19 protein-coding genes and 1 tRNA gene are annotated in these 23,133 nt (G+C 37.5%); 7 read left to right on the top strand and 13 right to left on the bottom strand.

All coding sequences use genetic code 11. The features are described from left to right. Position 1 precedes the first annotated feature (1 nt). The 6 genes from H7U19_RS12760 to H7U19_RS12735 form a co-directional block, all read right to left on the bottom strand. Positions 2–268, bottom strand: a complete 267-nt coding sequence (locus H7U19_RS12760) for an Asp-tRNA(Asn)/Glu-tRNA(Gln) amidotransferase subunit GatC (RefSeq protein WP_186562971.1) — start codon at positions 266–268, stop codon at positions 2–4. 400 nt (positions 269–668) lie between these two features. Further along, on the bottom strand, positions 669–893 hold the full coding sequence (gene yidD, locus H7U19_RS12755) for a membrane protein insertion efficiency factor YidD (protein WP_425489559.1): 225 nt from the start codon (positions 891–893) through the stop codon (positions 669–671). A gap of 81 nt (positions 894–974) precedes the next feature. Beyond that, the gene (gene cysS, locus H7U19_RS12750) at positions 975–2,456 is read right to left on the bottom strand and encodes a cysteine--tRNA ligase (RefSeq protein ID WP_186562967.1); all 1,482 of its coding nucleotides are present in this window, start codon (positions 2,454–2,456) and stop codon (positions 975–977) included. 40 nt (positions 2,457–2,496) lie between these two features. After that, entirely contained in the window at positions 2,497–3,174 is a 678-nt protein-coding gene (folE, locus tag H7U19_RS12745; protein ID WP_186562965.1) for a GTP cyclohydrolase I FolE, read from the bottom strand. Positions 3,175–3,352: 178 nt separating this feature from the next. Further along, positions 3,353–4,897: an OmpP1/FadL family transporter gene (locus H7U19_RS12740; RefSeq protein WP_186562963.1), complete on the bottom strand. Its 1,545-nt coding sequence runs from the start codon at positions 4,895–4,897 to the stop codon at positions 3,353–3,355. Positions 4,898–4,928: 31 nt separating this feature from the next. Beyond that, positions 4,929–6,089, bottom strand: coding sequence for a hypothetical protein (locus H7U19_RS12735; RefSeq protein ID WP_186562961.1), 1,161 nt, complete (start codon positions 6,087–6,089; stop codon positions 4,929–4,931). A gap of 101 nt (positions 6,090–6,190) precedes the next feature. On the opposite strand from H7U19_RS12735, the gene proS reads away from it, so the two are divergent. The 3 genes from proS to rpsT all read left to right on the top strand — a co-directional run bounded on the left by proS (position 6,191) and on the right by rpsT (position 8,131). Further along, the gene (gene proS, locus H7U19_RS12730) at positions 6,191–7,669 is read left to right on the top strand and encodes a proline--tRNA ligase (protein ID WP_186562959.1); all 1,479 of its coding nucleotides are present in this window, start codon (positions 6,191–6,193) and stop codon (positions 7,667–7,669) included. 113 nt (positions 7,670–7,782) lie between these two features. Beyond that, positions 7,783–7,854, top strand: a tRNA-Glu gene (locus tag H7U19_RS12725). A gap of 25 nt (positions 7,855–7,879) precedes the next feature. Continuing rightward, a complete protein-coding gene (gene rpsT / locus H7U19_RS12720) occupies positions 7,880–8,131 on the top strand; it encodes a 30S ribosomal protein S20 (RefSeq protein WP_186562957.1) in 252 nt (83 codons plus the stop codon). 320 nt (positions 8,132–8,451) lie between these two features. On the opposite strand, the gene rho is transcribed toward rpsT, so the two are convergent. Continuing rightward, the gene (rho, locus tag H7U19_RS12715; RefSeq protein ID WP_186562955.1) at positions 8,452–10,023 is read right to left on the bottom strand and encodes a transcription termination factor Rho; all 1,572 of its coding nucleotides are present in this window, start codon (positions 10,021–10,023) and stop codon (positions 8,452–8,454) included. Positions 10,024–10,223: 200 nt separating this feature from the next. Between rho and H7U19_RS12710 the strand changes: the two genes are divergently transcribed. Continuing rightward, the gene (locus H7U19_RS12710) at positions 10,224–10,634 is read left to right on the top strand and encodes a DUF4293 domain-containing protein (RefSeq protein WP_186562953.1); all 411 of its coding nucleotides are present in this window, start codon (positions 10,224–10,226) and stop codon (positions 10,632–10,634) included. A 448-nt stretch (positions 10,635–11,082) separates the two neighbouring features. On the opposite strand, the gene H7U19_RS12705 is transcribed toward H7U19_RS12710, so the two are convergent. Then, positions 11,083–11,577 (bottom strand): YfcE family phosphodiesterase, encoded by a 495-nt coding sequence (locus H7U19_RS12705; RefSeq protein ID WP_186562951.1) that lies wholly within the window; start codon positions 11,575–11,577, stop codon positions 11,083–11,085. 215 nt (positions 11,578–11,792) lie between these two features. Between H7U19_RS12705 and H7U19_RS12700 the strand changes: the two genes are divergently transcribed. From H7U19_RS12700 to H7U19_RS12690, 3 genes are all read left to right on the top strand, one after another. After that, a complete protein-coding gene (locus H7U19_RS12700; protein ID WP_186562949.1) occupies positions 11,793–13,340 on the top strand; it encodes a hypothetical protein in 1,548 nt (515 codons plus the stop codon). Positions 13,341–13,895: 555 nt separating this feature from the next. Then, entirely contained in the window at positions 13,896–14,639 is a 744-nt protein-coding gene (truA, locus tag H7U19_RS12695; RefSeq protein ID WP_186562947.1) for a tRNA pseudouridine(38-40) synthase TruA, read from the top strand. Next, entirely contained in the window at positions 14,640–16,409 is a 1,770-nt protein-coding gene (locus H7U19_RS12690) for an ABC transporter ATP-binding protein (protein WP_186562945.1), read from the top strand. It abuts the gene before it with no gap. A gap of 21 nt (positions 16,410–16,430) precedes the next feature. On the opposite strand, the gene H7U19_RS17040 is transcribed toward H7U19_RS12690, so the two are convergent. The 5 genes from H7U19_RS17040 to H7U19_RS12665 all read right to left on the bottom strand — a co-directional run bounded on the left by H7U19_RS17040 (position 16,431) and on the right by H7U19_RS12665 (position 23,123). Then, positions 16,431–19,304: a CHAT domain-containing protein gene (locus tag H7U19_RS17040; protein ID WP_186562943.1), complete on the bottom strand. Its 2,874-nt coding sequence runs from the start codon at positions 19,302–19,304 to the stop codon at positions 16,431–16,433. 4 nt (positions 19,305–19,308) lie between these two features. After that, positions 19,309–20,049: a tetratricopeptide repeat protein gene (locus H7U19_RS12680; RefSeq protein ID WP_186562941.1), complete on the bottom strand. Its 741-nt coding sequence runs from the start codon at positions 20,047–20,049 to the stop codon at positions 19,309–19,311. Positions 20,050–20,062: 13 nt separating this feature from the next. Continuing rightward, positions 20,063–20,647 (bottom strand): RNA polymerase sigma factor, encoded by a 585-nt coding sequence (locus tag H7U19_RS12675; protein WP_186562939.1) that lies wholly within the window; start codon positions 20,645–20,647, stop codon positions 20,063–20,065. Between the two features lie 139 nt (positions 20,648–20,786). Then, positions 20,787–22,271 carry a BspA family leucine-rich repeat surface protein gene (locus H7U19_RS12670; protein ID WP_186562937.1) on the bottom strand — a complete coding sequence of 495 codons (1,485 nt, stop codon included), beginning with the start codon at positions 22,269–22,271 and terminating at the stop codon, positions 20,787–20,789. A 135-nt stretch (positions 22,272–22,406) separates the two neighbouring features. Continuing rightward, positions 22,407–23,123, bottom strand: a complete 717-nt coding sequence (locus tag H7U19_RS12665) for a hypothetical protein (RefSeq protein ID WP_186562935.1) — start codon at positions 23,121–23,123, stop codon at positions 22,407–22,409. Positions 23,124–23,133 lie beyond the last annotated feature (10 nt).

The raw sequence follows: 23,133 nt of genomic DNA, 5'->3' as shown, positions 1-23,133 counted from the left end.
CCTAAGCGTCAATTACTTTTGAAACTACTAAATAGCCGTTCTTTTCCTTTGGAAAGTTCTCGATAATAATGTCCCGCTCTTTCTCCGTGCTAGGAATCACCACGTCCTCTCTTAAATCGTCCAGAGACACCGCATTATGATGATGATTAAGGCCATTATTATTTGAAGTATCAGCATTTTTAATCACCTCAAATAATTTATTCACCGTTTCCGATGGCTTTGCACCTTTAATACTGGACAGTACGTCCACCGTCATAATTTTACCCATGGTTCAACTATTTAGATTAAAAAAAGCCTTCCGCTATTGGAAGGCTTTTCAATATTTTTAAACAATAACCTTCCTCTCCTAGCGTGTAGGATTATTGAAATTATTATTGTTATTGTTGTTTTTCATTGTGTTTATTGGCTTCAAAGATATGTAAATAATTGTAGTCTGCTCAATTTAATTTGCCCGCGATTTCACTATTGCCAATTTCACAAAAAAAATGATTTTAATTTTAAAGTTTTGAAAGGAATACAAGTAATTGTTCTTTTTAAATTAAACTAAAGGCATAATAAATTGTTAGTAAGAGTTGAAGGACTTAGAGGTTTTAAGTATTTATTAAGTATGTCTTCTACTAAATAAATTTAACACTTTTCTTGCATGATCAAATTGCACAAGTCTTCCGCTAAGGAACCGGATCGTAACCTGAACCACCCCAAGGGTGGCAACTAAAAATACGTTTTATTGATAGCCAGGCTCCCTTAAACAAACCATGCTTTTCAAGGGCTTGCTTAGAGTAATTGGAGCAAGTAGGTTGATATCTGCAAGTAGAGGGTGTAATCGGGGATATCAACGTTTGATAGACTTTGATAAGGAACAGGAAGGGTGCTATTATTACTTTTTTGAACACTTTGATCGTCATTCCTACGAAGGCAGGAAGCTATTTTAGGATTATATGGATTCCGCATTAAGTGCGGAATTACAGAAATGTTTAATTTAAGCTGAAGGTCGTCCCGTCTTTGCCGTCTTTTAAAACGATGCCAACAGCGGCAAGCTCATCACGGATTTTATCCGATAGGGCAAAGTCTTTATTGGCTCGGGCTTCTTGCCTCAGTTTTATCAAAACCTCAACAGCTCCGGACAGTTTATCCGTACCGCTGTCACCATTAGTATGGTTTTCCAAGCCAAGGATGTCAAAGGCAAAGGTTTTTATGGTTTCAGAAAGAGTGGCTAAATCCTCCGCTGAAATGGTAGCATTCCCATCTTTAATTTGGTTGATAAACTTAACGCCCTCAAACAAATTGGCAATAAGAATAGGGGTGTTGAAATCATCGTTCATGGCATTGTAGCAGGATTGTTTCCAAACCTCGACATCAATGGATGATGTTGATGTAGGCCTTAAATTATCCAAAAGATTGATAGCATCCATCAATTTCATAAACCCTTTTTCACTGGCTAGCAGGCCATCATCAGTCAAATCCAGAACGCTACGGTAATGGGCTTGGGCTACGAAAAACCGTATTACTCCCGGTGCAAAAGCTTTACTGAAAAAGTTGTTTTCTCCAGACAATAATTCATGCGGGTTAACAGTATTTCCAGTAGATTTTGACATTCTGGCGCCATTCAATTCCAACATGTTGGCATGCATCCAATAGTTCACCGGCGAACATCCTTTGGCGGCTTCGTTTTGTGCGATCTCACATTCATGATGCGGAAACTTTAAATCCATACCGCCACCATGTATGTCAAACTTGTCGCCCAAATATTTGGTACTCATGGCCGTGCATTCTAAATGCCAACCCGGGAAACCATCACCCCATGGAGATGGCCAGCGCATAATATGTTGGGGCTCAGCTTTTTTCCAAAGTGCAAAATCCTGAGGATTTCTTTTATCGCTTTGGCCGTCTAAAGTTCGCGTGTTGTGAATCAGATCTTCAAGTACCCTTTTGCTTAGCTTACCGTATTGGCTGGTTTCATTAAACTTGTGCACGTCAAAATACACAGAGCCGTTAATTTCGTAAGCGAAACCATTTTCTATGATTTTACTTATCAATTCAATTTGCTCAATAATATGCCCGGTTGCGGTAGGTTCAATACTAGGAGGGAGGAAATTGAATGTATTTAATACATCATGAAAATCTACCGTATACTTTTGAACGACTTCCATGGGCTCAATTTGTTCCAAACGTGCTTTTTTGGCCACTTTATCTTCACCGGAATCCTCATCATTTTCTAAGTGTCCCGCGTCCGTAATATTTCTTACGTAACGTACTTTATAATCCAAATGTTTTAAGTATCGAAATACTATATCAAAGGACATAAACGTGCGCACATTCCCTAAATGCACATAGCTGTAAACCGTAGGTCCACAAACATACATGCCAACATGACCTTCGTTTATGGGTTTGAATACTTCTTTTTTTCCAGTAAGAGAATTATATATCTTGATGGGGTTAGATTGGTATAACTGCATTTGGTTTATTGATGAGTTATTCGTTTGGGACCGGATGTTTTTAAAATTGAGTATCTAACTTAATATAATCCAAAAACTCACGGCGCGTTGCCATATCTTTAAATTTTCCGCCAAATTCCGAGGTTACCGTGCTACTCTCTATGTCGCGAATACCTCTTGAATTTACGCAAAGGTGTTTTGCATCAATTACACAGGCCACATCTTTTGTTCCTAGCACTTCTTGTAGTTCTTTTACAATTTGAATGGTTAAGCGTTCTTGAACCTGCGGACGCTTTGCATAATAGTCCACAATACGGTTCATTTTAGACAGTCCAACCACAGTGCCATTAGAAATATAGGCCACATGTGCTCTACCAACAATTGGCAATAAATGATGCTCGCAGGTAGAATACACAGTGATATTCTTTTCTACTAGCATTTCACCGTATTTATATTTGTTTTCAAAAGTTGAGGCGCTTGGTCGTTTTTTGGGATCTAATCCACCAAAGATTTCGTTTACAAACATTTTTGCAACACGATTAGGCGTGCCTTTTAAACTGTCATCAGTTAAATCCAAACCAAGAGTTTCCATAATATGGCGCACATCATCTTTGATGATATCGATCTTTTCATCATTGGTCAATTTGAATGCATCGTTGCGCAATGGGGTGTTTTCGGAAGAACCAATGTGTTCATCTCCGAATGCATCAAAATCCTCTAAATTGTTATTGAACTTCATAATGATCAACTCAAAATTTAATTTGCAAAGATAAGCATTTCAATTTTCCTGCGCCTGGCCTAAGCAAATAATTAATATGGGGTTAGTCTCTATTGTTTTTCCCAAATTACACCAAAAAAATAAAAGCCTGAGAATTTCAATACTCAAGCTTTTAAAATTATATAGTGACAAAGTATCTTTATATGTTAAAACCTAAGGTTAACGTGATGTTAGAGTTCTGTCTATCTATTGTAGTGGTGTCAATTAATCCAACACTATACAATGGCATTTCGTCCTCCCTTTCCCATCTGTCGTAAGTAAGGTCCAATCGGGTATTGCCAAAGTTGTAGCCAAGACCCAATGAAAATCCGGTCAAATCGCCAATAGTTGTACCATTTTCATAAGGACTTTCTTCAAAGCGGTAACCGCCCCTAAAACTGAATTGCTTGTGTTTAAATTCACCTCCCAGTCTATAAGTGCTGGCATTGGTCAGTATATTGTCAATATCTGCATTCAAATCTGGAAAATCGGCATCAGGCCTTAGCTTGGCACTACCATAGTTTTTGCGGGAATAATCAAAGCTCACCAATCCAATATTGCCAAAAACATACGCACCACTGGCCGTAATTTTTGCTGGAGTTTGTAATCGGTAAGCTGGATAAATATTTACGACTTGAGGGTTGATGCTTTGTGTAAAGTCCTGTCCGCTGTCCACACCAGCGGTTCCAAGGAATTGGGTTGTTTCTTCTTCGATTCTATACCAAATAGGGGAATCGTAAGTTAAACCAACTCGGAATTCATCAGTCAATTTCAAAATGCCGCCTATCTGAAATGAAAACCCGGTACCAGTTGTTGCCAAGTTGTTTTCAAACTCCACGAAGCCTACATTGATATCGGAGGGAGCCGGATTAGGGTTGTTGGAGTTGTTTTCGAACAATAAGGTAGAGCGTTCAAAGTCTATAAAATGAGAATTGAAATTTGCTCCTAAATACAAATTATCCCCGTATTGAGCTGCAAGATTCACTGCAATCTTACCTGTATAGCCTTGGGAAATATAACTATAGTTATGGCTAAAATTGCCTTCAGTCATATTGATTAAATAGGCGGTGTTGCTATCATCATTTACCGCAGGTTCCAAAATAAACGATTCATAGCCCAAAAAGGCCTGCTGATGTGCAAAGCCGAAACTATTACCTATGTCAAAATAGGCTTCATCTAAAGTCTCGTCATCAAAGGATCTTATTTCACCGAACGGTTTTCCAACGGCATAGTCAAAAAAGTAACTGGCGATACTATTATTGAAATCTGCACTATTGGTATTTGTGCCAGCGGCAACCCAACTATCGTCAAAAGAATTTGTCCTGTCATAGGCAACCCCAATACTAAACTTCTTCCAAGGAGAATTACTGGTGTTTCTAAATACAAACGAAGCCCCGCCTTGAAGAATGTCGAAATGGGAATCGTTGGTAGTGCCCATCGTGCCAAAGTAGTTGGTATCATTATCAAATTCGGTGTTTCCTAGGGAAAAGGAGGCATGGCTTTGGCTAAACACTGCCGAACTGGCCGGGTTGATGCTTACCGCACTCATATCTCCGCCCAGTGCGCCAAAAGCACCGCTGAGTGCCCTAAAACGCGCTGTTCCTTGAATATTATCTTGAGAGTAACGCAAGGCATCACTTAATTCCTGAGCGTAAATCGTAGACATAGATAGCACACCTATGAACAGTAAATGGAGCTTTTTCATATCGAATGTTTTTTCTTAGTAATTTTTAGAATTAACGTCTTCTTCCGCCAGATGAACTTCTCGAGCTTCCTCCAGAGGATCCCCTTGAATAAGACCTCGAGCTACCTGAAGACGACCTTGAGTACGACCTATTGTTACTGCTGCTTGAGCGTCGACTATAACTAGAATTATTATTGCTTGAACTGCTACTTCCTCTAGAATACGTAGATGAACTCGTGCTTCTTCTAATAGGTGTTGAAGACCTTGATACGGTTGACGACGATCTATTTGTGGGATAAGCAGTCTGTCTTGAACTGCTGCGTCTTACCGTAGAATTTCTATTAATTGTTGTTGGCGAACTTGAACGCCTGTATGCGGTTGCAGTTCTTCCGGAATTGGAAGTTACACTGCTTCGTCGTGTGGAGCTATACCTTGATGATGGTGAGCTTATACTTGAACGTCTTGTCACAGCACTACTGCTTCTTCGGACATTGTTACTCGAACCTCTTCCATATAAGGAGCTACTGCCCCTTCTGCTATTATTGTATGCATAACCATTGTTAAATCTATTGCCACGGTAAATACCGTTCCAGCCCCAGCCGCCATTCCAGCCCCAACCGGCGTTCCAACCCCAGTTGTTCCAGCCCCAGCCACCATTCCAGCCCCAGTTGTTCCAGCCCCAGCCGCCCCAACGGTTCCAGCGGTTCCAGCCCCAACCGGCATTCCATCCCCAGTTGTTCCAACCCCAGCCCCAGCCAGCGTTAAACCATGGGTCCCAACCCCATCCCCAGTTATTCCAACCGTTGTCGATGTAGTTGATGACCACTCTGTCATTAGTGTCTCCCCAGCCGGCAAAGCCTTGGTAATCATTGTAAATAGTATCGTTTACAGCCAAGTTTTCGTCGGTGCTGTAATTGTCAATATCCGTGAAAATAGCACCATTGTCTGTTGCTATTTCGTATTCTTGGGCCTTATTTTTGAAGTAGTTATCGTAGTAGCCATTGTCGTTTCTGCCATTTGAGTTTATTTGAACAACAGGTTTTTCGTTTTCTTGAGTTGTAGTTTGAGTTGCAGGCTGAACTTGCGGTTCGCCATAAATACCATCATTGTCTACGCCAACATATTGATAGGACCCACAGGACACCAAAACGAAGAACAATCCGAGGATTGCCACGAATGGGAATTTGGTTTTGAAGTAGTCGTTAATTTTCATATCTCAAGAATTTTTATTGTTGAACATAGCAAAAAATAATTAGTTTTGCGCTACAATTTTTTTATTTAACATAGTCACAATATTTGTGCCAAAGAAGCGATATGAGCAAAAAATTGACGAGTAGGGCGGAGGATTATTCAAAATGGTATAACGAATTGGTGGTGAAGGCCGATTTAGCTGAGAATTCGGCAGTAAGGGGTTGTATGGTCATCAAACCATATGGCTACGCCATTTGGGAGAAAATGCAAGCAGAACTGGATAAAATGTTTAAGGAAACAGGGCACCAAAACGCCTATTTCCCGCTTTTTGTACCCAAAAGTTTGTTTGAAGCCGAGGAAAAAAATGCTGAGGGATTTGCCAAAGAATGTGCTGTGGTTACTCACTATCGATTGCAAAGCGACCCTGAAAAAGAAGGGAAGCTTCGCGTGGATCCTGAGGCGAAATTGGAAGAGGAGTTGGTAGTACGTCCGACAAGTGAGGCTATAATTTGGAACACCTACAGAAACTGGATTCAATCCTACAGGGATTTGCCTTTGCTTATTAATCAATGGGCGAATGTAGTGCGCTGGGAAATGCGTACCCGACTGTTTTTGCGTACTGCAGAATTTTTATGGCAGGAAGGCCATACGGCGCATGCTACCAAAGAAGAGGCTGTTGAGGAAACCAAATTGATGAATGGAGTGTACGCCAAGTTTGTTGAGAATTTTATGGCCATTCCTGTGATTCAGGGAGTGAAATCTGAAAGCGAGCGTTTTGCAGGTGCGGAGGATACCTATTGTATTGAGGCGCTAATGCAGGACGGAAAGGCGCTTCAGGCCGGGACTTCCCACTTTTTAGGACAGAATTTCGCAAAAGCTTTCGATGTGAAATTTGCTAACAAAGAAGGGAAACAGGATTATGTATGGGCCACATCTTGGGGTGTGTCCACCCGTTTGATGGGCGCTTTAATAATGACTCACAGTGACGATAACGGTTTAGTGTTGCCTCCAAACTTGGCACCTTATCAGGTAGTTATCGTGCCTATTTATAGAAATGACGAGCAGTTTGATGCCATTGCCGAAGTTGCCAAGGAAATTATGAATGATTTAAGGGATAGAGGGATTTCGGTGAAGTTTGATAAACGAGATACCTTAAGACCAGGCGCAAAGTTTGCACAGCACGAATTACAGGGCGTACCATTAAGGATAGCTATTGGTCCCAAGGATTTGGAAGATAAAACCGTTGAGGTGGCCAGAAGGGATACATTGTCCAAACAATCTGTGATTTTAGATAGGATTACCGTAGTGATGGAAGATTTGTTGGAAGAAATACAGGGAAATCTATTTGATCGGGCGTTGCAATTTAGGGACGAGCATATAACTCCGGTTGACAATTTTGATGAATTTAAGAAGGCGCTCGAAACTAAAGGTGGATTTTTATCTGCCCATTGGGATGGCACAGCCGAAACCGAAGATAAAATTAAGGAATTGACAAAAGCGACCATTCGATGTATTCCGCTGGATGCCAAGCAGGAAGAAGGGGTTTGTGTGTACTCAGGTAAGCCATCAAGCAAGCGCGTTTTGTTCGCCAAGGCCTACTAGTGTAAATTTTTTCAAAAAATTGTCGCACACAGTTGCAACATTTAAAAATAGTTGTATTTTTGCATCCGCAATGAAACATTGCATGTTCATTTAAAGAATGAAAATAACCAAATGGCCCGTTCGTCTATCGGCTAGGACGCCAGGTTTTCATCCTGGTAAGAGGGGTTCGATTCCCCTACGGGCTACATATTTTAATTAAGAAAAAAATAAATGGCAAATCATAAGTCAGCTTTAAAGAGAATTAGAAGTAACGAATCTAAGCGTGTGTTGAACAGATATCAGCATAAAACAACGCGTAGTGCTATCAAAAAGTTACGTGAATTAACGGATAAGAAAGAAGCGGAGGCTATGTTTCCATCGGTAGTTTCTATGTTGGATAAACTGGCGAAGAAAAATGTGATCCACGCTAACAAAGCGGCTAACTTAAAATCTGGTTTGGCAAAACATATTGCTGCGCTTTAGTAGGAACAATAGTTATATAATATTTTGAAAGAACCACTCAATTTGAGTGGTTTTTTTGTGCTTGTTAGTTTTTAGTTCCTTTTGGAACGGTCAACGAATACCAGGCCTTTACTGAATTAACGGAATCTTTTCAAAATACTATCAAATATAGAATTGATAGTAGATATTAATGGGTAGTCCTGCGCTTTAGAATGTTAATTACTGCTTTTACTTAAGAATTGGAACTGGTTTGCATGTAGCCTGCCTCAAATAGGCCAACCAAAAAAAAGCCCCAACGTAAACGCTGGAGCTCCAATTAATTTGAGTTAGTCAGCTTTTAGTTATCCATTCATGGATATCAAAAATTCTTCGTTATTTCTAGTTTGCTTAAAGCGATCATTGATAAACTCCATGGCTTCAACAGGGTTCATGTCCGCAAGATATTTGCGCATTACCCACATACGTTGTACAGTGATGTCATCCAGTAATTTGTCATCACGACGCGTACTTGAGGACATCAAATCGATAGCAGGGAAAATTCTGCGGTTGGAAATCTTTCTATCCAACTGCAGTTCCATATTACCTGTTCCTTTGAATTCTTCAAAAATCACCTCGTCCATTTTAGAACCGGTTTCCGTTAGTGCCGTAGCAATAATGGTCAACGAACCACCATTTTCTATATTACGGGCCGCACCGAAGAAACGTTTTGGTTTGTGTAATGCATTGGCATCCACACCACCACTTAATATTTTACCCGATGCAGGTTGTACTGTATTGTATGCTCTTGCCAAACGTGTAATGGAATCCAAAAGGATCACAACATCGTGTCCACATTCAACAAGTCGTTTTGCTTTTTCCAAAACGATATCAGCAATTTTTACGTGCTCGTGGGCTTCCTTGTCAAAAGTAGAAGCTACAACCTCACCACGCACGTTACGTTGCATATCCGTAACCTCCTCAGGACGCTCGTCAATCAATAATATCATTTGATATACCTCAGGATGATTTGCGGCAATGGCATTTGCCACATCCTTCAGTAACATGGTTTTACCCGTTTTTGGTTGCGAAACAATCATGCCGCGCTGTCCTTTTCCAATCGGCGCAAACAAATCCATAATCCTAGTAGAAATGGTACTTTGCTTTTCGGCAATATTGAATTTTTCCTGTGGAAACAAAGGCGTTAAATGCTCAAAAGCCACACGGTCCCGAACCACATTAGGATCCTGGCCGTTAATTTTACTCACCTTGATTAAAGGGAAATATTTTTCGCCCTCTTTAGGAGGTCTCACATGTCCTAAAACGGTATCGCCCTTTTTAAGCCCAAACAATCTAATTTGAGACTGAGATACATAAATATCATCAGGCGAGGACAAATAGTTGTAATCCGAAGAGCGCAAAAAGCCATAACCATCCTGCATGATGTCCAAAACACCTTCACTTTCAATGATGGCATCAAACTCATAATCCGGCTCGCGGTAACGGTTTCTATTGTCCTTATTACCGTGGTTGCCTTGATTTTTTTGATTTTTATGTTGTGGATTGTTGTCGCGTCTTTGGTTTTGGTGGCGCTGTTTGTTGTCTTTTTGCCCTCGGTTTTGGTTATCGTTTGTAGGCTTGTTGTCCGCAGGCTTTTCCTGTCCGTTTTTTGAAGCTGCATGCTCCTGCTTATTGGTTTCAGGTTTCGCTTCTTTTTGAAGGCGTTGCCTAGGTTTTCTAGTCGGTTGTTCACCACTGCCGTTCTGTTGGGCTGGGTCGGCCTCTTTTGCTACCTTAGGGTTGGCTGCTTGAGTATCCAGTATTTGATATACTAAATCCAATTTCTTTAATGATCGGTACTTTGGGATGCTTAGTTCTTTTGCAATCTCTTGTAAATCAGTAAGTTTCTTTTCTTTTAATTGTGAAATTTCAAACATGAATGTTTAGTTGAATGCTATTATATTGAATATAAAATTTGAGTTTTCTGAAAAAAAATAGATTTTTTATTCTGAAGAGTTAACAATCTGTATTGGCGATTGTTGTGAATTATTGATGCAATAATACAACTTTATTTTAATTTAAACTGTCAATTTTATAAAGAAACTACTATTTTTGCCATCCGGATTATTAAATTAATATGTTACAACGCATTCAAACGGTATATTTATTACTTGCGGCGGCCAATGCACTAGGGCTCATCTTTGTGTTCCACCTATGGGTGACCAATGATGAAACCCTTATTTTTGCGCAGGATAAATTGCCATTTTTCCTGGCATTTTTGGCCTCTGGAGCGTTGTCTTTAATCACCATTTTTTTGTTCAAAAACAGGAAGCTTCAATTCGTTTTGGGGCGACTTAATATCATATTAAACTTTTTTTTACTAGGATTTTTCGTGTATCTCTCTCTAAATTTATCTGGAGAAACCGAGGTTTCTGAGAAAGGTATTGGGATGTTTCTTCCTATAGTTTCTATCGTGTTGTTGGCTTTGGCCAACAAGGCCATTAAAAAGGACGAAGATCTCGTAAAATCTGTGGACAGATTGCGTTAAACCTAACATCTTAGTAGTATTAGTGCGTAAGCCCAAGGTGAAGATCTTGGGCTTTTTTTTTGAAGCCTCCCTTAATCCCTCCGAAGGAGGGAAACACTCATGCCTTTAAACGCAATGCAATAAATTAGCTGTAATCTTATTGTTTATTTGGGCGTTACCCACAAGGGGTCGGGCTTTCACTAGTCGCTCCTCCTAAGGTCGGGAGCTCCAACATGCCGTTCAATCCCTAACGCATGGGTTCACGTCATTGCGAGGAGTGTGCGACGTGGCAATCTAGGATTGGTCTTTGAGAGCGGGAGATTACTTCAGTCGTTCCTCCTTCGTAATGACGTTTTATTTTTCGTCATTGCCAAGAACGCAGTGAAGCAATCTTGTTAATGTTATTTCGGATACGTCTTAGGCTGGATGAGATTACTTCGTCGTACACTCCTCGTAATGACGGGATGAATCAGCGTCGGCTAAACTCAATCACCTCCAAATTATCAATAGCTTTCCCATCAATCGTAAACCGAAGCATCGTCCGTTTTTTATGAAACCCGTGTTTCCCCACCGCCCCGGGATTCATGTGTAATAGGTTTAGTTTTTTATCCGGCATTACTTTTAGAATGTGGGAATGCCCACAGATAAACAACCGAGGTGGGTTTAATTTGATAGCCTCCCGCACCCGTCTATCATAAGCCCCGGGATAGCCCCCAATGTGGGTGATCCAAACGTCCACATCTTCGCATTTAAAGCGGTTATGCTCCGGGAATTCCGTACGTGTTTTGGTGTCGTCAATATTGCCGTACACCCCTCGCAACGGCTTTAAGGCCTTGATGGTATCTGTAACTTTTACATCCCCAATATCCCCGGCATGCCATACTTCGTCGGCTTGTTTGACGTATTTGAAGATATCGTTATCGATATAGCTGTGGGTGTCGGAGAGGAGGAGGATTTTGGTCACTTTTTTATTTGAAAATTTGTTTGGTAAAGTTATGGATTATGAAATGTTTGTATTGAACATTAACATAAGTCTTTTCTTGATTTTGTTAAAAAAAATAACGAACTTCGTTTAACGTCGGATATAAGCCATTTAGAACGGCGCACTTCCGTGGCAATGCTGCCTCGTCCTGAATAAATGTAGATAATCTAAAAAATTTAATTATTAATAAAATTCCTGTGAAAAAAATCATTTTACTAATTGTTTCTTTTGCATTATTCATTTTATCATGTAGTAAAGAAAACGAAACTAATGATATCGAATTAAATGAAATAGAGTTTACAACCCAAGAGGATATTAATGCGTTTAATAATGAAGCTATAAAGAAAATAGGTTTCCTAAAAATTTCAGGTTCTGATATATCTGATTTATCAGCTTTAAATTCATTAACTTTAGTAAGCAAATTGGAAATTGTTAATAATCCTAAATTAATTAGCCTACATGGTTTAGAAAACTTATTAACTGTTAGTGAAAGTTTATCCATTACAAACAACCGCTCTTTAGGAGATTTTGAGGCTATAAAAAACTTAAATATTGATAACTTAATTGATGGAAACAGTTTATCTAATAAAGGTTATGTTTCCAAAAATCCAAACAACTCCTTCAAAATTGAAAACAACTTATTCAATCCTACTAAAGATAGTCTAAAAATCACATATAAGTTAAAGGAAAAGATATATTCTGGAAATTTAATAATCAACTGTAATCAATATTTAAAAAATTTTATTAAAGAAAAATATACTATTATTGATGGGGACTTAACAATAAAAGACGATAATTGCACATCAAATAGTGGGTTAGAAGTAATTACAAGTTTGATAGGTTTAGAGTCTATATCAAAAGTTAATGGCACATTACAAATTACATCAAGCCCATATATAAGTAGCTTAGAGGGTTTAGAAAATTTAACTTACACTTCTCACTTATTTGTTAATGTTAACCAAACCTTAGTTAGCCTAAATGGTATTGAAAATATCACTAGTGCAAATAGAATTTTTATTGGTAGTAACGAATCTTTAAAAAACTTAAAAGGTTTAGAAAATCTTAATTTAACAGAATCATTTGAGATTATAAAAAATAAAAACCTTACAAACCTTACCGATTTTGTCAATTTTAATTATGCTTCATCTTTAACAATAAAAGATAATCCTCAATTGGTAAATTTAAAAGGATTAGAAAACATTGAGCGTATACAAGGTGGAGTAAATATTATTTCAAATAATTCGTTAGTAGATTTAACAGGGTTAAATGGACTTTCCCGAGCTAAAGTTATTAAAATCGAAAACAACAAAACCCTCGAAAACTTAAAGGGTTTAGAAGGTATTCACACTGAGTATGGTGGTATTTCTACTAGTTCAGGTGTAGATTTGATAATCAATAACAATGAATCATTAGAAAATCTGACGGAACTAGATATTGCTGCAATTGGAAACCTATTCATTACAAATAATAATAATTTAAAAAACTTAATTGGATTAAATTCTCTTAAAAGTGCCACAACTTTAAAAATTGAGAATAATGACTCTTTATCATCACTATTAGGTTTAGAAAGTTTAATTAGAATAATAAACAAATTTCATGTTACGAACAATATTAATTTGGTCGATTTTTGTCCTATTAATAAAGACTTTAAAATTTATAACCAATTTCAGAGTTCATATAATGTAACCGGTAACGCATATAATCCATTGATTAATCATATGGTTTCAACTGATAAATGTAAGTAACAATAAAATGAAAGGTAGAAATATATTTACAACAAAAAATTAAGCACCACCTACATCTAAGTGTATAAAAAATTGCTAGCTTTATCCTTAACCAATGTTAGTTTCTTTGTTTGCTAGCTTCTGATTTTCCTTTGAAAAATCATTGCACACAATAACCGCTACTTTTCATATACAAACACGTTAAACGAACCTCTCAAAAGTACTTTAACTTCGAACAAGGAAAAAAGCCAGCAAGCAAGCCCCGCGTTAGGGATTGAGGCATTTGTTGAAGCTCCTCTCCCGATAGCTATCGGGAGAGAGCGACTGCCGAAAGCCCGACCCCGACCGTCAGCGTCTGGGTAACGCCCAAATTTTTAATATTTAATTAAGACACCGCCCTTTTCAACCAACACAAATCTCTATATCTTTGCAACTTGACAAAAATTGATAGGTTTTTGTCAACCTGTCCCGATAGCTATCGGGATTATTTCAGGTTCTCATGAGAAACAAAAAAGAGACTTCGACTGCGCTCAGTCTGACAGAGCGTTTTCGTTTTAATTAAAAGGGCAACAACCATTGCGATATTTTATAGAACTCTCATACAACGGTAGCGGGTACCACGGCTGGCAGATACAGCCTACGGCGCTAACGGTGCAGGAGGTGCTGGAGGAGGCACTTTCCAAATTGCTGAGCGATACGATTTCCGTTGTGGGTGCAGGGCGTACCGATACCGGGGTGCACGCCAGCCAAATGTTTGCGCATTTTGATACGGACCGCTTGTTTGATGCCGACGATTTGGCGTACAAGCTCAATTCGTTTTTGCCGTTTAATATTGCTATTGCGCGTATTTTTAAGGTGAAGCCCGAGGCGCATGCGCGGTTTGATGCGATACGGCGCAGTTATTTGTATCGGGTGAGTACGAAGAAGAATCCGTTTACGCACCGAAATGCCTACTATTTAAAGCAGGAACTGGATTTGGAGAAGATGAATGTGGCGGTCAAAATTTTATTTCAGTATAAAGATTTTCAATGCTTTTCCAAGGCGCATACCGATGTAAAAACGTATTATTGTGATATCATGAAGGCGAAGTGGTTTGTCCGCGAGGGCGAACTGCATTTTGCCATTACGGCCGACCGGTTTTTGCGCAATATGGTGCGCGCCATCGTTGGGACGATGATTAATATTGGGTTGGGGAAGCTAGAAGTGGAGGAGTTGCACGATATCATAAAATCCAAAAATAGAAGTGAGGCGGGGTATTCGGTGCCGGCGCACGGGTTGTACTTAACCGAGGTGGCGTACCCCGAATCGATTAGATTATAAATGACAAAACAAAAGGAACAAATATTTGATGTGGGACTGTTCAGGCGACTGTTCAAGTTCATAAAGCCCTACAAAACGGTGTTTACTGGGGTGTTTGCCTCGGTAATTATTATTGCGTTATTGGGCGTTGCCACACCGTATTTGTTAAAATATGCCATTGATGAAAACCTGACCAATAAGCTGAGCGAAGGCTTTTTGACGATTATTGTTGTCATGATAGCATTGTTGCTATTGGAGGTGCTTTTTCAATTGTTCTTTATCTATTATTCGGGATGGTTGGGGCAGAATGTGGTGCGGGACGTTAGGGTAAAACTCTTCAACCATTTGTTGCGCTTCAAAATGAAGTATTATGATAATTCGTCGGTTGGGGTTTTGATTACCCGTTCGGTAACCGATATGGAGCGTATCGCCGATATTTTTGGCCAGGGCCTTTTTATGATTTTTAAGGATTTGCTGGCTATGGTGGTGGTTTCCGGAGCGATGTTTTATATGAGTTGGAAATTGAGTTTGATCGTTTTTGCGATGTTGCCCATTTTATTATATGCCACAAAGCTGTTTCAAAAGTATATGAAAAAAGCTTTTGAAGAGGTGCGAAGCGAAGTGTCCAACCTAAACCAGTTTGTGCAGGAACGGATTACAGGGATGAAAATATTGCAGTTGTTTGCTCGGGAAACTATTGAAAATGAAAAGTTTAGGGCCATTAACGAGCGGCATAAAAAAGGGTGGTTAAAAACCATTTGGTACAACTCCTTCTTTTTTCCCATTGCGGAATTATCGTCGTCCATTACCATTGGTTTGGTGGTGTGGTATGGTGGGTTGACCCACGTAGTTAGCGATACGGCATCCCAAGGGGTGTTGTTTGCCTTTGTGATGTTTATTCCAAAATTATTTAGGCCGTTGCGCCAAATTGCGGATAAATTTAACACCCTTCAAATGGGGATGGTGGCGGCCAACCGAGTGTTTAAGGTTTTGGACACTACTTCCCAGATTGATGATAATGGCCAACATGAGGCGGCACATTTTAGGGGAGATATAGCATTTAAAAATGTGTGGTTCAATTACGTGGAGGACGAACCCGTGCTGAAAGGTATTTCGTTTGATGTACAAGCTGGGCAGACCATAGCCATTGTTGGTGCTACGGGTGCTGGAAAATCTACCATCATCAATTTATTGAACCGTTTTTACGAAATAAAGGATGGGGTTATTGCCATCGACAATATTGATATTCGGGAAGTGACTTTGGCCTCTTTGCGAACCCAAATTGCCGTGGTATTGCAGGATGTCTTTTTATTTGCTGACACCATTTTAAACAATATCACTTTGCACAATCCTAATGTTTCAGAAGAGAAAGTCATTGAGGCGGCAAAGGCTATAGGCGTTCATGAATTTATTAGTAGCCTACCGGGTGGTTATCATTATAACGTCAAAGAGCGCGGGGTGATGCTTTCGTCCGGTCAGCGTCAATTGATTTCTTTTTTAAGGGCCTACGTTACCAATCCAAGTATTTTGGTGTTGGATGAAGCCACATCTTCAGTGGATTCCTACTCCGAACAATTGATTCAAAATGCCACAGATAAAATTACGAAGGGACGGACTTCTATTGTCATTGCCCACCGATTGGCTACTGTTAAAAAAGCAGATAAAATCATAGTGATGGATGCTGGTGAAATTGTAGAACAAGGCACTCACAAAGAACTGCTTAAAAAGAAGGATGGTTACTATAAGAATTTATATGAAGTTCAGTTTTTGCAGGAAGCTGAGGTGGTTTAGTATCATTAGTTCATTTTACTTTTAAACACTATTTGCTTTTCTTAATTTTAAGAATAGTAGAATTCCAATAACAACGAACCCAATAAAAATCAGCCATTTCCAAGGTGTTGTTGTGTTGGATATCTCAATCGGACTTACATCACCCATTAGTACTAATCCAGCCCAAAATTTAGGTGCAACTGTTCTGCCTTCGGTATTCTTTATATAGTCTAATTTTGCTAACCTTAGGGCTTCGTTTTTTGGTTTTCCTTCATCGATATTTTTGTAAAATAATTCGATAATTTCAGATGTAGAACGCTCATCAACTTTCCATAGGCTAGTCAATATGCTTTCGCTACCAGCATAATTAAATGCATGTGCTAATGAAATCATTCCTTCACCAGCTTGATAACTTGGTTTGCCTGTTTCACATGCGGTGAGAATTGCCAAATTAGAGTTTAAACTTGTGTCGTAAATCTCGTAGGCGTATAAAGAGCCATCTTCATTTTTATCAGAAATATTTTTAGCAAAAAGTAGTCTGGAGAGCTCTGGACTAATATTATTGGACTCAGCATGTGTGCCGATATGTATAATTTTATGTTCGCTAGCATTTTTTTTAAAAACACGTTCTGTGGAGTTTTCATTTAAAAAGTAATTGCCATCAAAAACGTCAGCATATGCTTTTGCCAAATCCACATTAAAGGGCTGTTGCAACAAGGTTAAATAGGTTTTGTCTAGGTTGATGGAATCTGTGATTGCCAGTTTGTAGGTCTCCTTCATTTTATCATTAAACTCAGGGGCGAAAGCAATAAAACTGTTTTTATAATTAGTAGTGTTTTCAGATTGTTCTATTAAATACAAGCTGTAATTATAACTAATATTGTGTTTAGCTAAAAGACTGTTTGTTGAGAGTTCTTTAAATGATTCTATTTTTGTGGGTGTTAGCGTTTCAAAACTTAGGTTATATAAATCGCCATCAGGAATGATGATGATATTTTTGGTGGTTATTTCATTGGCAAACGGTTTCCACAATACCTTATATAAATCAAATAATAGGTCGTTGGTTTTAAGAAGGTGCGATTGATTCTCTATTAACTGAGAAATCATTTTTTGAGAATCGTTAAAGCCATCTAAAGGTATAATTTTCTTTACATCTTGATTGAGTATTACAACCTGTAGGGTATTGCCAATGAATAAATAACGAACAATAGTTGTATTTTCAGGAATTACTTTCTGTAAGCTCCCAAGTGATTCAAAAACTGTTGCATAACGCATTTTATGATATTTGGGATGCGAATGTTTTAAGGAATCTAAAAACTGGTCTCTTAACTTGTTAGCTTTAATATAGTCTTTTATGTCAACGGAAAATGCGAGTACACTATCTATACGCTCTTTAAGTTGTTTTTCTCTATTTATTATTTTTGGATGAACATTAAAGTGTGCTAAATCTTTAAGGTTCAACCTAGATCTAACACGATTGTAAATACTAGATTCATGTATATTTAATATGGCATCAAGATGTGCTTCATTTTTTGTTTTTTCATACAAATTGAGATACAATTTTTTTCTAAAATCAATAAGATCTTTATTGTCATTTAATAACACCTCAAGATCTCCGTGTGTTTTGATAATGCGCTTTCTGGTCTCTAATACGGAAACAGCTTTTTCTGTTTCCTTAATTTGATTCTCAAGAAAAGAAATACTTTTATTCTCTTTTAGAAAGTATTTGGATTTAATATTTACTAATAATGAACGTGGCTTTCTAGTTTCGTTTTGAATAGAATCTAATAGTGATGTTAATTTTAAACTATCCTTAGAGAAGTATTCGAGAGCCTCATGACTGTAGCGTAAAGCATCTTTATAGTTTTTAAGTGCAAAATTAACATCAGCTAAGTTTTGAGTTTGAAAATACCGCAACAATTTGTTTTTAAAGCCGTCCCTATGTGTATAATCATAAGCTTCTTGAGCAAGTGATAAAGCTTTGTTCTTATCTCCAATTTTGGCGTAAAACAAGGACATTTCTATCAGAGCATCAAGGAATTGAAAAGTGTATGGTGTTTTGTTTTTTCTATATTCAGCTTCTGTTTTTTCGTAACTTCTTTGAGCATTTGCCATATCTTCCATATTTTCATATATAGAAGATCTAACAATTAGGGCATAAGATTTCCATGATGGCAACTCGTCTATTCTAGCTAATCCTTTGTTGCTAAACATATCTGCTTCTTTATAATTCATTGCAATTAAATGAATATGAGCTAAAATTAATTCCGATATTATTATGCTTAAATCTTTTTCAGGAAGGAATTGTTTTTTTTGTTGATAGGCATAATTCATTAAATCAAGACAGCGTTGGTTATCTCCAACGCCTCGATAAAAACCACCTAAATTTTCAATACATGCATATAGCCTTTTTCTAGTCTTTAAAATTTTAGTTTTATTAGTATCAAGAGGAATAGATTTTTGAAGATTGGTAATGGCATCATTCATTTCTTCAATTGATGTTTGTGTTCTACCTGAATTAAACATATTTAAAGAAATAGAGTTTTTTAATAACCCTTTATTATAGAATTTTTCAGAAAGAGGCATTGACGTTTTTTCAAGAAAACTAAGTGCCTGTTTTGAATAATATGTTGAGCTATCTAACTTTTGTGTGTAAGCATTTATAAAACCTAATAGATTGAAAATTTTGAACGATAAATCAGAATGTGTACTATCTTTTTTATTGATTTTCTTTTTAAGATGATGTAATATTTTTTCTGATTCAGAATAAGCTCTAGAGTTATAAAACGCTTTTGCTTTGTTATAACTAATACTGTCTATATCTGAAAGGTTAATACTTTCTTGTGCATTGGTTTTTTCTAAAAAAAGAATACATAAAAACACACTTAAAATATTAATTGATAAAGTTTTACACACGACTTTACTTTTTTAATGCTTCTATTATCGCTTTACTTCTTTTAGAATTGCTTTTTTGGAAAGCTTCAATGGCCAAATCTGTTTTATCCATTTTTAAATAGGAGAGGCCTAAATAAAAATTGGCTTCGCTTAAGAAAATACTTTTGCTGTCATTTACTGTAGTTTTTAAAAATTTAATGGCCTTATCTTCGTCTTTATTTGCCAAATGTGCAACACCTAAAAAGTAATTAAGGGTGTCATTTTTTGGTTGGCTTTTTAATAGAAGATTCCATTTTTCAATGGCTTTATCATATTTACCATGCTTATAATCTACCATAGCATCATCAAAAGCATATTGGTTAGTCTCTCCCATATTGGTTTCTAAACCTCTATCTTCTATAAAATATGTATTGAAAATGGCTTCGTTTTGTGGTGTACGATTGAAAAACCAAAAGCCACCAACAAGAACAACAATGGATGCAGCGATTGAGATGGTTTTAAAGTTTAAAGTGAATACCTTTTTGTCTTTTTTAGACGTAACATCTTCAGAAATTACCTCCTCATGAAACGCTTTGGTTTTATTCTTAAACATACCGCGCCTTACTCCAAAAAGAATAGACTCAACATCTTTTATTTGTTGCTGTAATATTGGATTACTTTTGATTTTTAATTCAAAAGTATTCCGTTCTTCTATAGGCATGGTATTTTTTAAATACCGTTCTATGGTTTCTAAAAGTTCTTGCGATATGGGGTTATTCTGGTCCAATTTAAAATAGGTTTTAACTATGTTTTACGGTTAGACTTCTCAGTTTTTCAGTACAACGGTATTTTTTATTGCGAGCTGAAGCTTCTGTGATTTCAAATACTTTGGCTATATCTTTTAGTGATTTATTGTCGTAATAAAAGGCTGATAAAAGCTTTTTACACGCTTCACCTAAGTTATTAAAGGCATTTGCTATTAGATTTAAATTATCGTTATTTTCAGGTTCAATATTCATTTCGATACTTTCGTCATTTAAAACATGCATATTATTATCGTATGAATTTGTTTTCCTGTAACGTGCCGAGTTTAAATGATTCAACCATTTGTTTTTTGCAATACTGTATAAATAACCATTTAGCGCTGATTGGTTCTTAGGGACAAATTTATTATCCTGAACGTTTTCCCAAACGGTTACAAAAGCCTCTTGAAAAATATCTTTAGCTTCTTCTATAGAGCCACTGTTATTTAAAATGTATTGCTCGGTTTTATAGAAATTATCTTTATATAATTGTTTCAGCGAAGATTCATCATTCGCTTTAATAGATTGAATAAGCTGTTGTTGACCTGAGAGGTCTTTTTGAAGTGTATCTTTCTCGAGCATAAGTTGTTAATAGCATGAGAAAGATACACTTTTTATGTTTAAACTTTTGACTCTTTATTCTTACTCAAAGGTTGCAATCAGCTGTATATCTGCTGTAATACCTTTTTCAATAAAAATCACTAATTTCTATTCATCTAAACTAAGGCGTACAGTTTGTAAAATTGGGGCGGTTACTATCAGAAAGCCCAGAACTTCCTGCATTAAATTGAACACAGCTAGTGACGTTTGCTACAGACCAACCAGTAAGGTTCTGATTAAAGTTTGTGGCATTTCGAAACATAAAAGCCATATCGGTAACATTGCTTACATCCCAAGTACTAATATTTTGATTAAAGGATACGGCTCCATTAAACATGGTTAACATGGAGTTTACATTGCTTACATCCCAGTTTCCAATATTTTGGTTAAAGACAAAAGCTTCTTCAAACATCAGTCTCATATCGGTAACACTGCTTACATCCCAGTTTCCGATGTCTTGATTAAAGGCAATAGCGCGATGAAACATTTCTCGCATGTCGGTAACGCTGCTTACATTCCAGTTTCCAATGTTTTGGTTAAAGGCAGTAGCGTCTTCAAACATACTGTTCATTTTTGTAACACTGCTTACATCCCAGTTTCCAATGTCTTGGTTAAAGACAGGATTACGGTAAAACATCTGTATCATATTGGTTACATTGCCTACATCCCAGTTTCCAATGTTTTGGTTAAAGGCATCAGCAGAACCAAACATATTCTCCATGTCGGTAACATTGCTTACATCCCAGTTTCCAATGTCTTGGTTAAAGGCATCAGCGTCGGTAAACATACTCTTCATAGTGGTAACATTGCTTACATTCCAGTTTCCAATGTCTTGATTAAAAACAACAGAATTTTGAAACATCCGTACCATATCGGTAACATTTGATAGGTCAGGTACGTCTGTTGCCTGCCCCTCTAAATTGGGACAGTAGGCAAATGCTTCCCGCATCGATTGCCACGCTATATCTCCCCATTGGTCTATAGATATGATTTTGGTTGAATTCGCCGGACTTGGAGAGGCTAAAAAAATCGCTGGGAATGTCCCTGTAATAGCTACTTGGTAAGTGCCTGCCGCAGCATAGGTATGTGTGATATTTGCGGTTACTCCAGATTCTATAGTGCCATCACCCCAGTCAACGGTATAGTCATAGGTAAACTCACTCGCTCTTGTTGGTACGAAAATAGACTCATTGGCAGTAGTGGTTTGCCATGTAGTAATAAAAGGACGTGTATTCTCTTGCACATCGGTAATATTTACGGCGATGATTGCTGTACTGCTTAGTTCACCATCACTTACAGTTACAGTTATGGTATGTGAGGTGGTTGTTTCAAAGTCAAATGCTGTCAAGGCAGTAATTTGGCCATTAGGTGCAATGCTCAACACGGAATTTGCTCCAGAGAAGGTAAGGTTATCCCCTTCGGCATCTGTTGCCACAATTTGGCCAATAACAGCATCTATGGCATTATTTTCTGCTATAGTAAAACTTTGATTCGATATAATGGGAGTTGTGTTTTGGCTCTCATTTGAGGCTTCGTCTGTACTACAGCCTAAATTGAATAAAAAAAGGCATAGTACAAAAAGTGTGGTTATTTTATTTTTTTTCATGATTAATATTTTATAATGTATTGATTAATTAAAATTTAATTGTTGATTTGAGCTTCGATCCAAGTACCATTTACATTTAAATTCACATTGTGATTATAATTAGCATTGTTTGTTGAGATAAGTTGATTGTTGAATTTAAAAAGTAATGATTACTTGTGCCTCACCTTCTCTAGAAGTGATGGAGTCTATAAAATCATTATAATCTGGGTTTACGGTATTGATAGAAATACCAGTTAGAGAAGCGACATATTTACTGCTATCACTTAGCAATACATAAATCGGATCGTTTTGAGATTCGTTAGTCCATGTATAAACACCTGTTTGAGTATCTACAGTACCATCTACCCAAGTTATTGAGTAGTTTAAAATTTCAATTTGATAAGATACTGCGTTTTCATAATAAGGTATTTCAAAACCTGCACCTCTAACTTCACGCGTACCTCCTGCTTCTGGGGAGCTATCCCAAATCCAATCTGATGCATCTACAGTAAAAACTAATGTTTCAGGCTCTGTTTCAAAAAAGAAATTGGCCTGTGATGTACCTCCATTACCATCATCTGCCAGTATATAGCCATCATAAACCGTTTCAGGTTCTAAACCTGTAAAGGCATAGTTTAGCGTTGTCCCTCCAGTTGAGATAAGCACTTCATTTAAATAAATTGAATAGGTAACAGGATCATCATCAAGATCTATAGCTTCAGTCCATTCAATATCAGCACCATCAATAAATACATCTAGAATTGTTACTGAAAACGGACCAGGATTTCGATTATTAGGATCATTGCTATCATCTTCAGATGAACAGTTGGTTAATAAAAATAGTATTGCGAATGTGTATATAAATTTTTTCATGGTTATGTCT

The organism is Hyunsoonleella aquatilis, from assembly GCF_014270105.1.
Taxonomy (GTDB): domain Bacteria; phylum Bacteroidota; class Bacteroidia; order Flavobacteriales; family Flavobacteriaceae; genus Jejuia; species Jejuia aquatilis.
This window is presented reverse-complemented; position numbering and strand designations above follow the sequence as displayed.

Excerpts from the sequence above, each read along its gene's own strand:
- cysS (WP_186562967.1), bottom strand. The coding sequence starts at position 2,456 with ATGCAGTTATACCAATCTAACCCCATCAAGATATATAATTCTCTTACT.
- H7U19_RS12760 (WP_186562971.1), bottom strand. The coding sequence starts at position 268 with ATGGGTAAAATTATGACGGTGGACGTACTGTCCAGTATTAAAGGTGCA.
- H7U19_RS12735 (WP_186562961.1), bottom strand. The coding sequence starts at position 6,089 with ATGAAAATTAACGACTACTTCAAAACCAAATTCCCATTCGTGGCAATC.
- H7U19_RS12710 (WP_186562953.1), top strand. The coding sequence starts at position 10,224 with ATGTTACAACGCATTCAAACGGTATATTTATTACTTGCGGCGGCCAAT.
- folE (WP_186562965.1), bottom strand. The coding sequence starts at position 3,174 with ATGAAGTTCAATAACAATTTAGAGGATTTTGATGCATTCGGAGATGAA.
- H7U19_RS12675 (WP_186562939.1), bottom strand. The coding sequence starts at position 20,647 with ATGCTCGAGAAAGATACACTTCAAAAAGACCTCTCAGGTCAACAACAG.
- rpsT (WP_186562957.1), top strand. The coding sequence starts at position 7,880 with ATGGCAAATCATAAGTCAGCTTTAAAGAGAATTAGAAGTAACGAATCT.
- H7U19_RS12690 (WP_186562945.1), top strand. The coding sequence starts at position 14,640 with ATGACAAAACAAAAGGAACAAATATTTGATGTGGGACTGTTCAGGCGA.
- H7U19_RS12670 (WP_186562937.1), bottom strand. The coding sequence starts at position 22,271 with ATGAAAAAAAATAAAATAACCACACTTTTTGTACTATGCCTTTTTTTA.
- rho (WP_186562955.1), bottom strand. The coding sequence starts at position 10,023 with ATGTTTGAAATTTCACAATTAAAAGAAAAGAAACTTACTGATTTACAA.
- proS (WP_186562959.1), top strand. The coding sequence starts at position 6,191 with ATGAGCAAAAAATTGACGAGTAGGGCGGAGGATTATTCAAAATGGTAT.
- H7U19_RS12665 (WP_186562935.1), bottom strand. The coding sequence starts at position 23,123 with ATGAAAAAATTTATATACACATTCGCAATACTATTTTTATTAACCAAC.
- H7U19_RS12740 (WP_186562963.1), bottom strand. The coding sequence starts at position 4,897 with ATGAAAAAGCTCCATTTACTGTTCATAGGTGTGCTATCTATGTCTACG.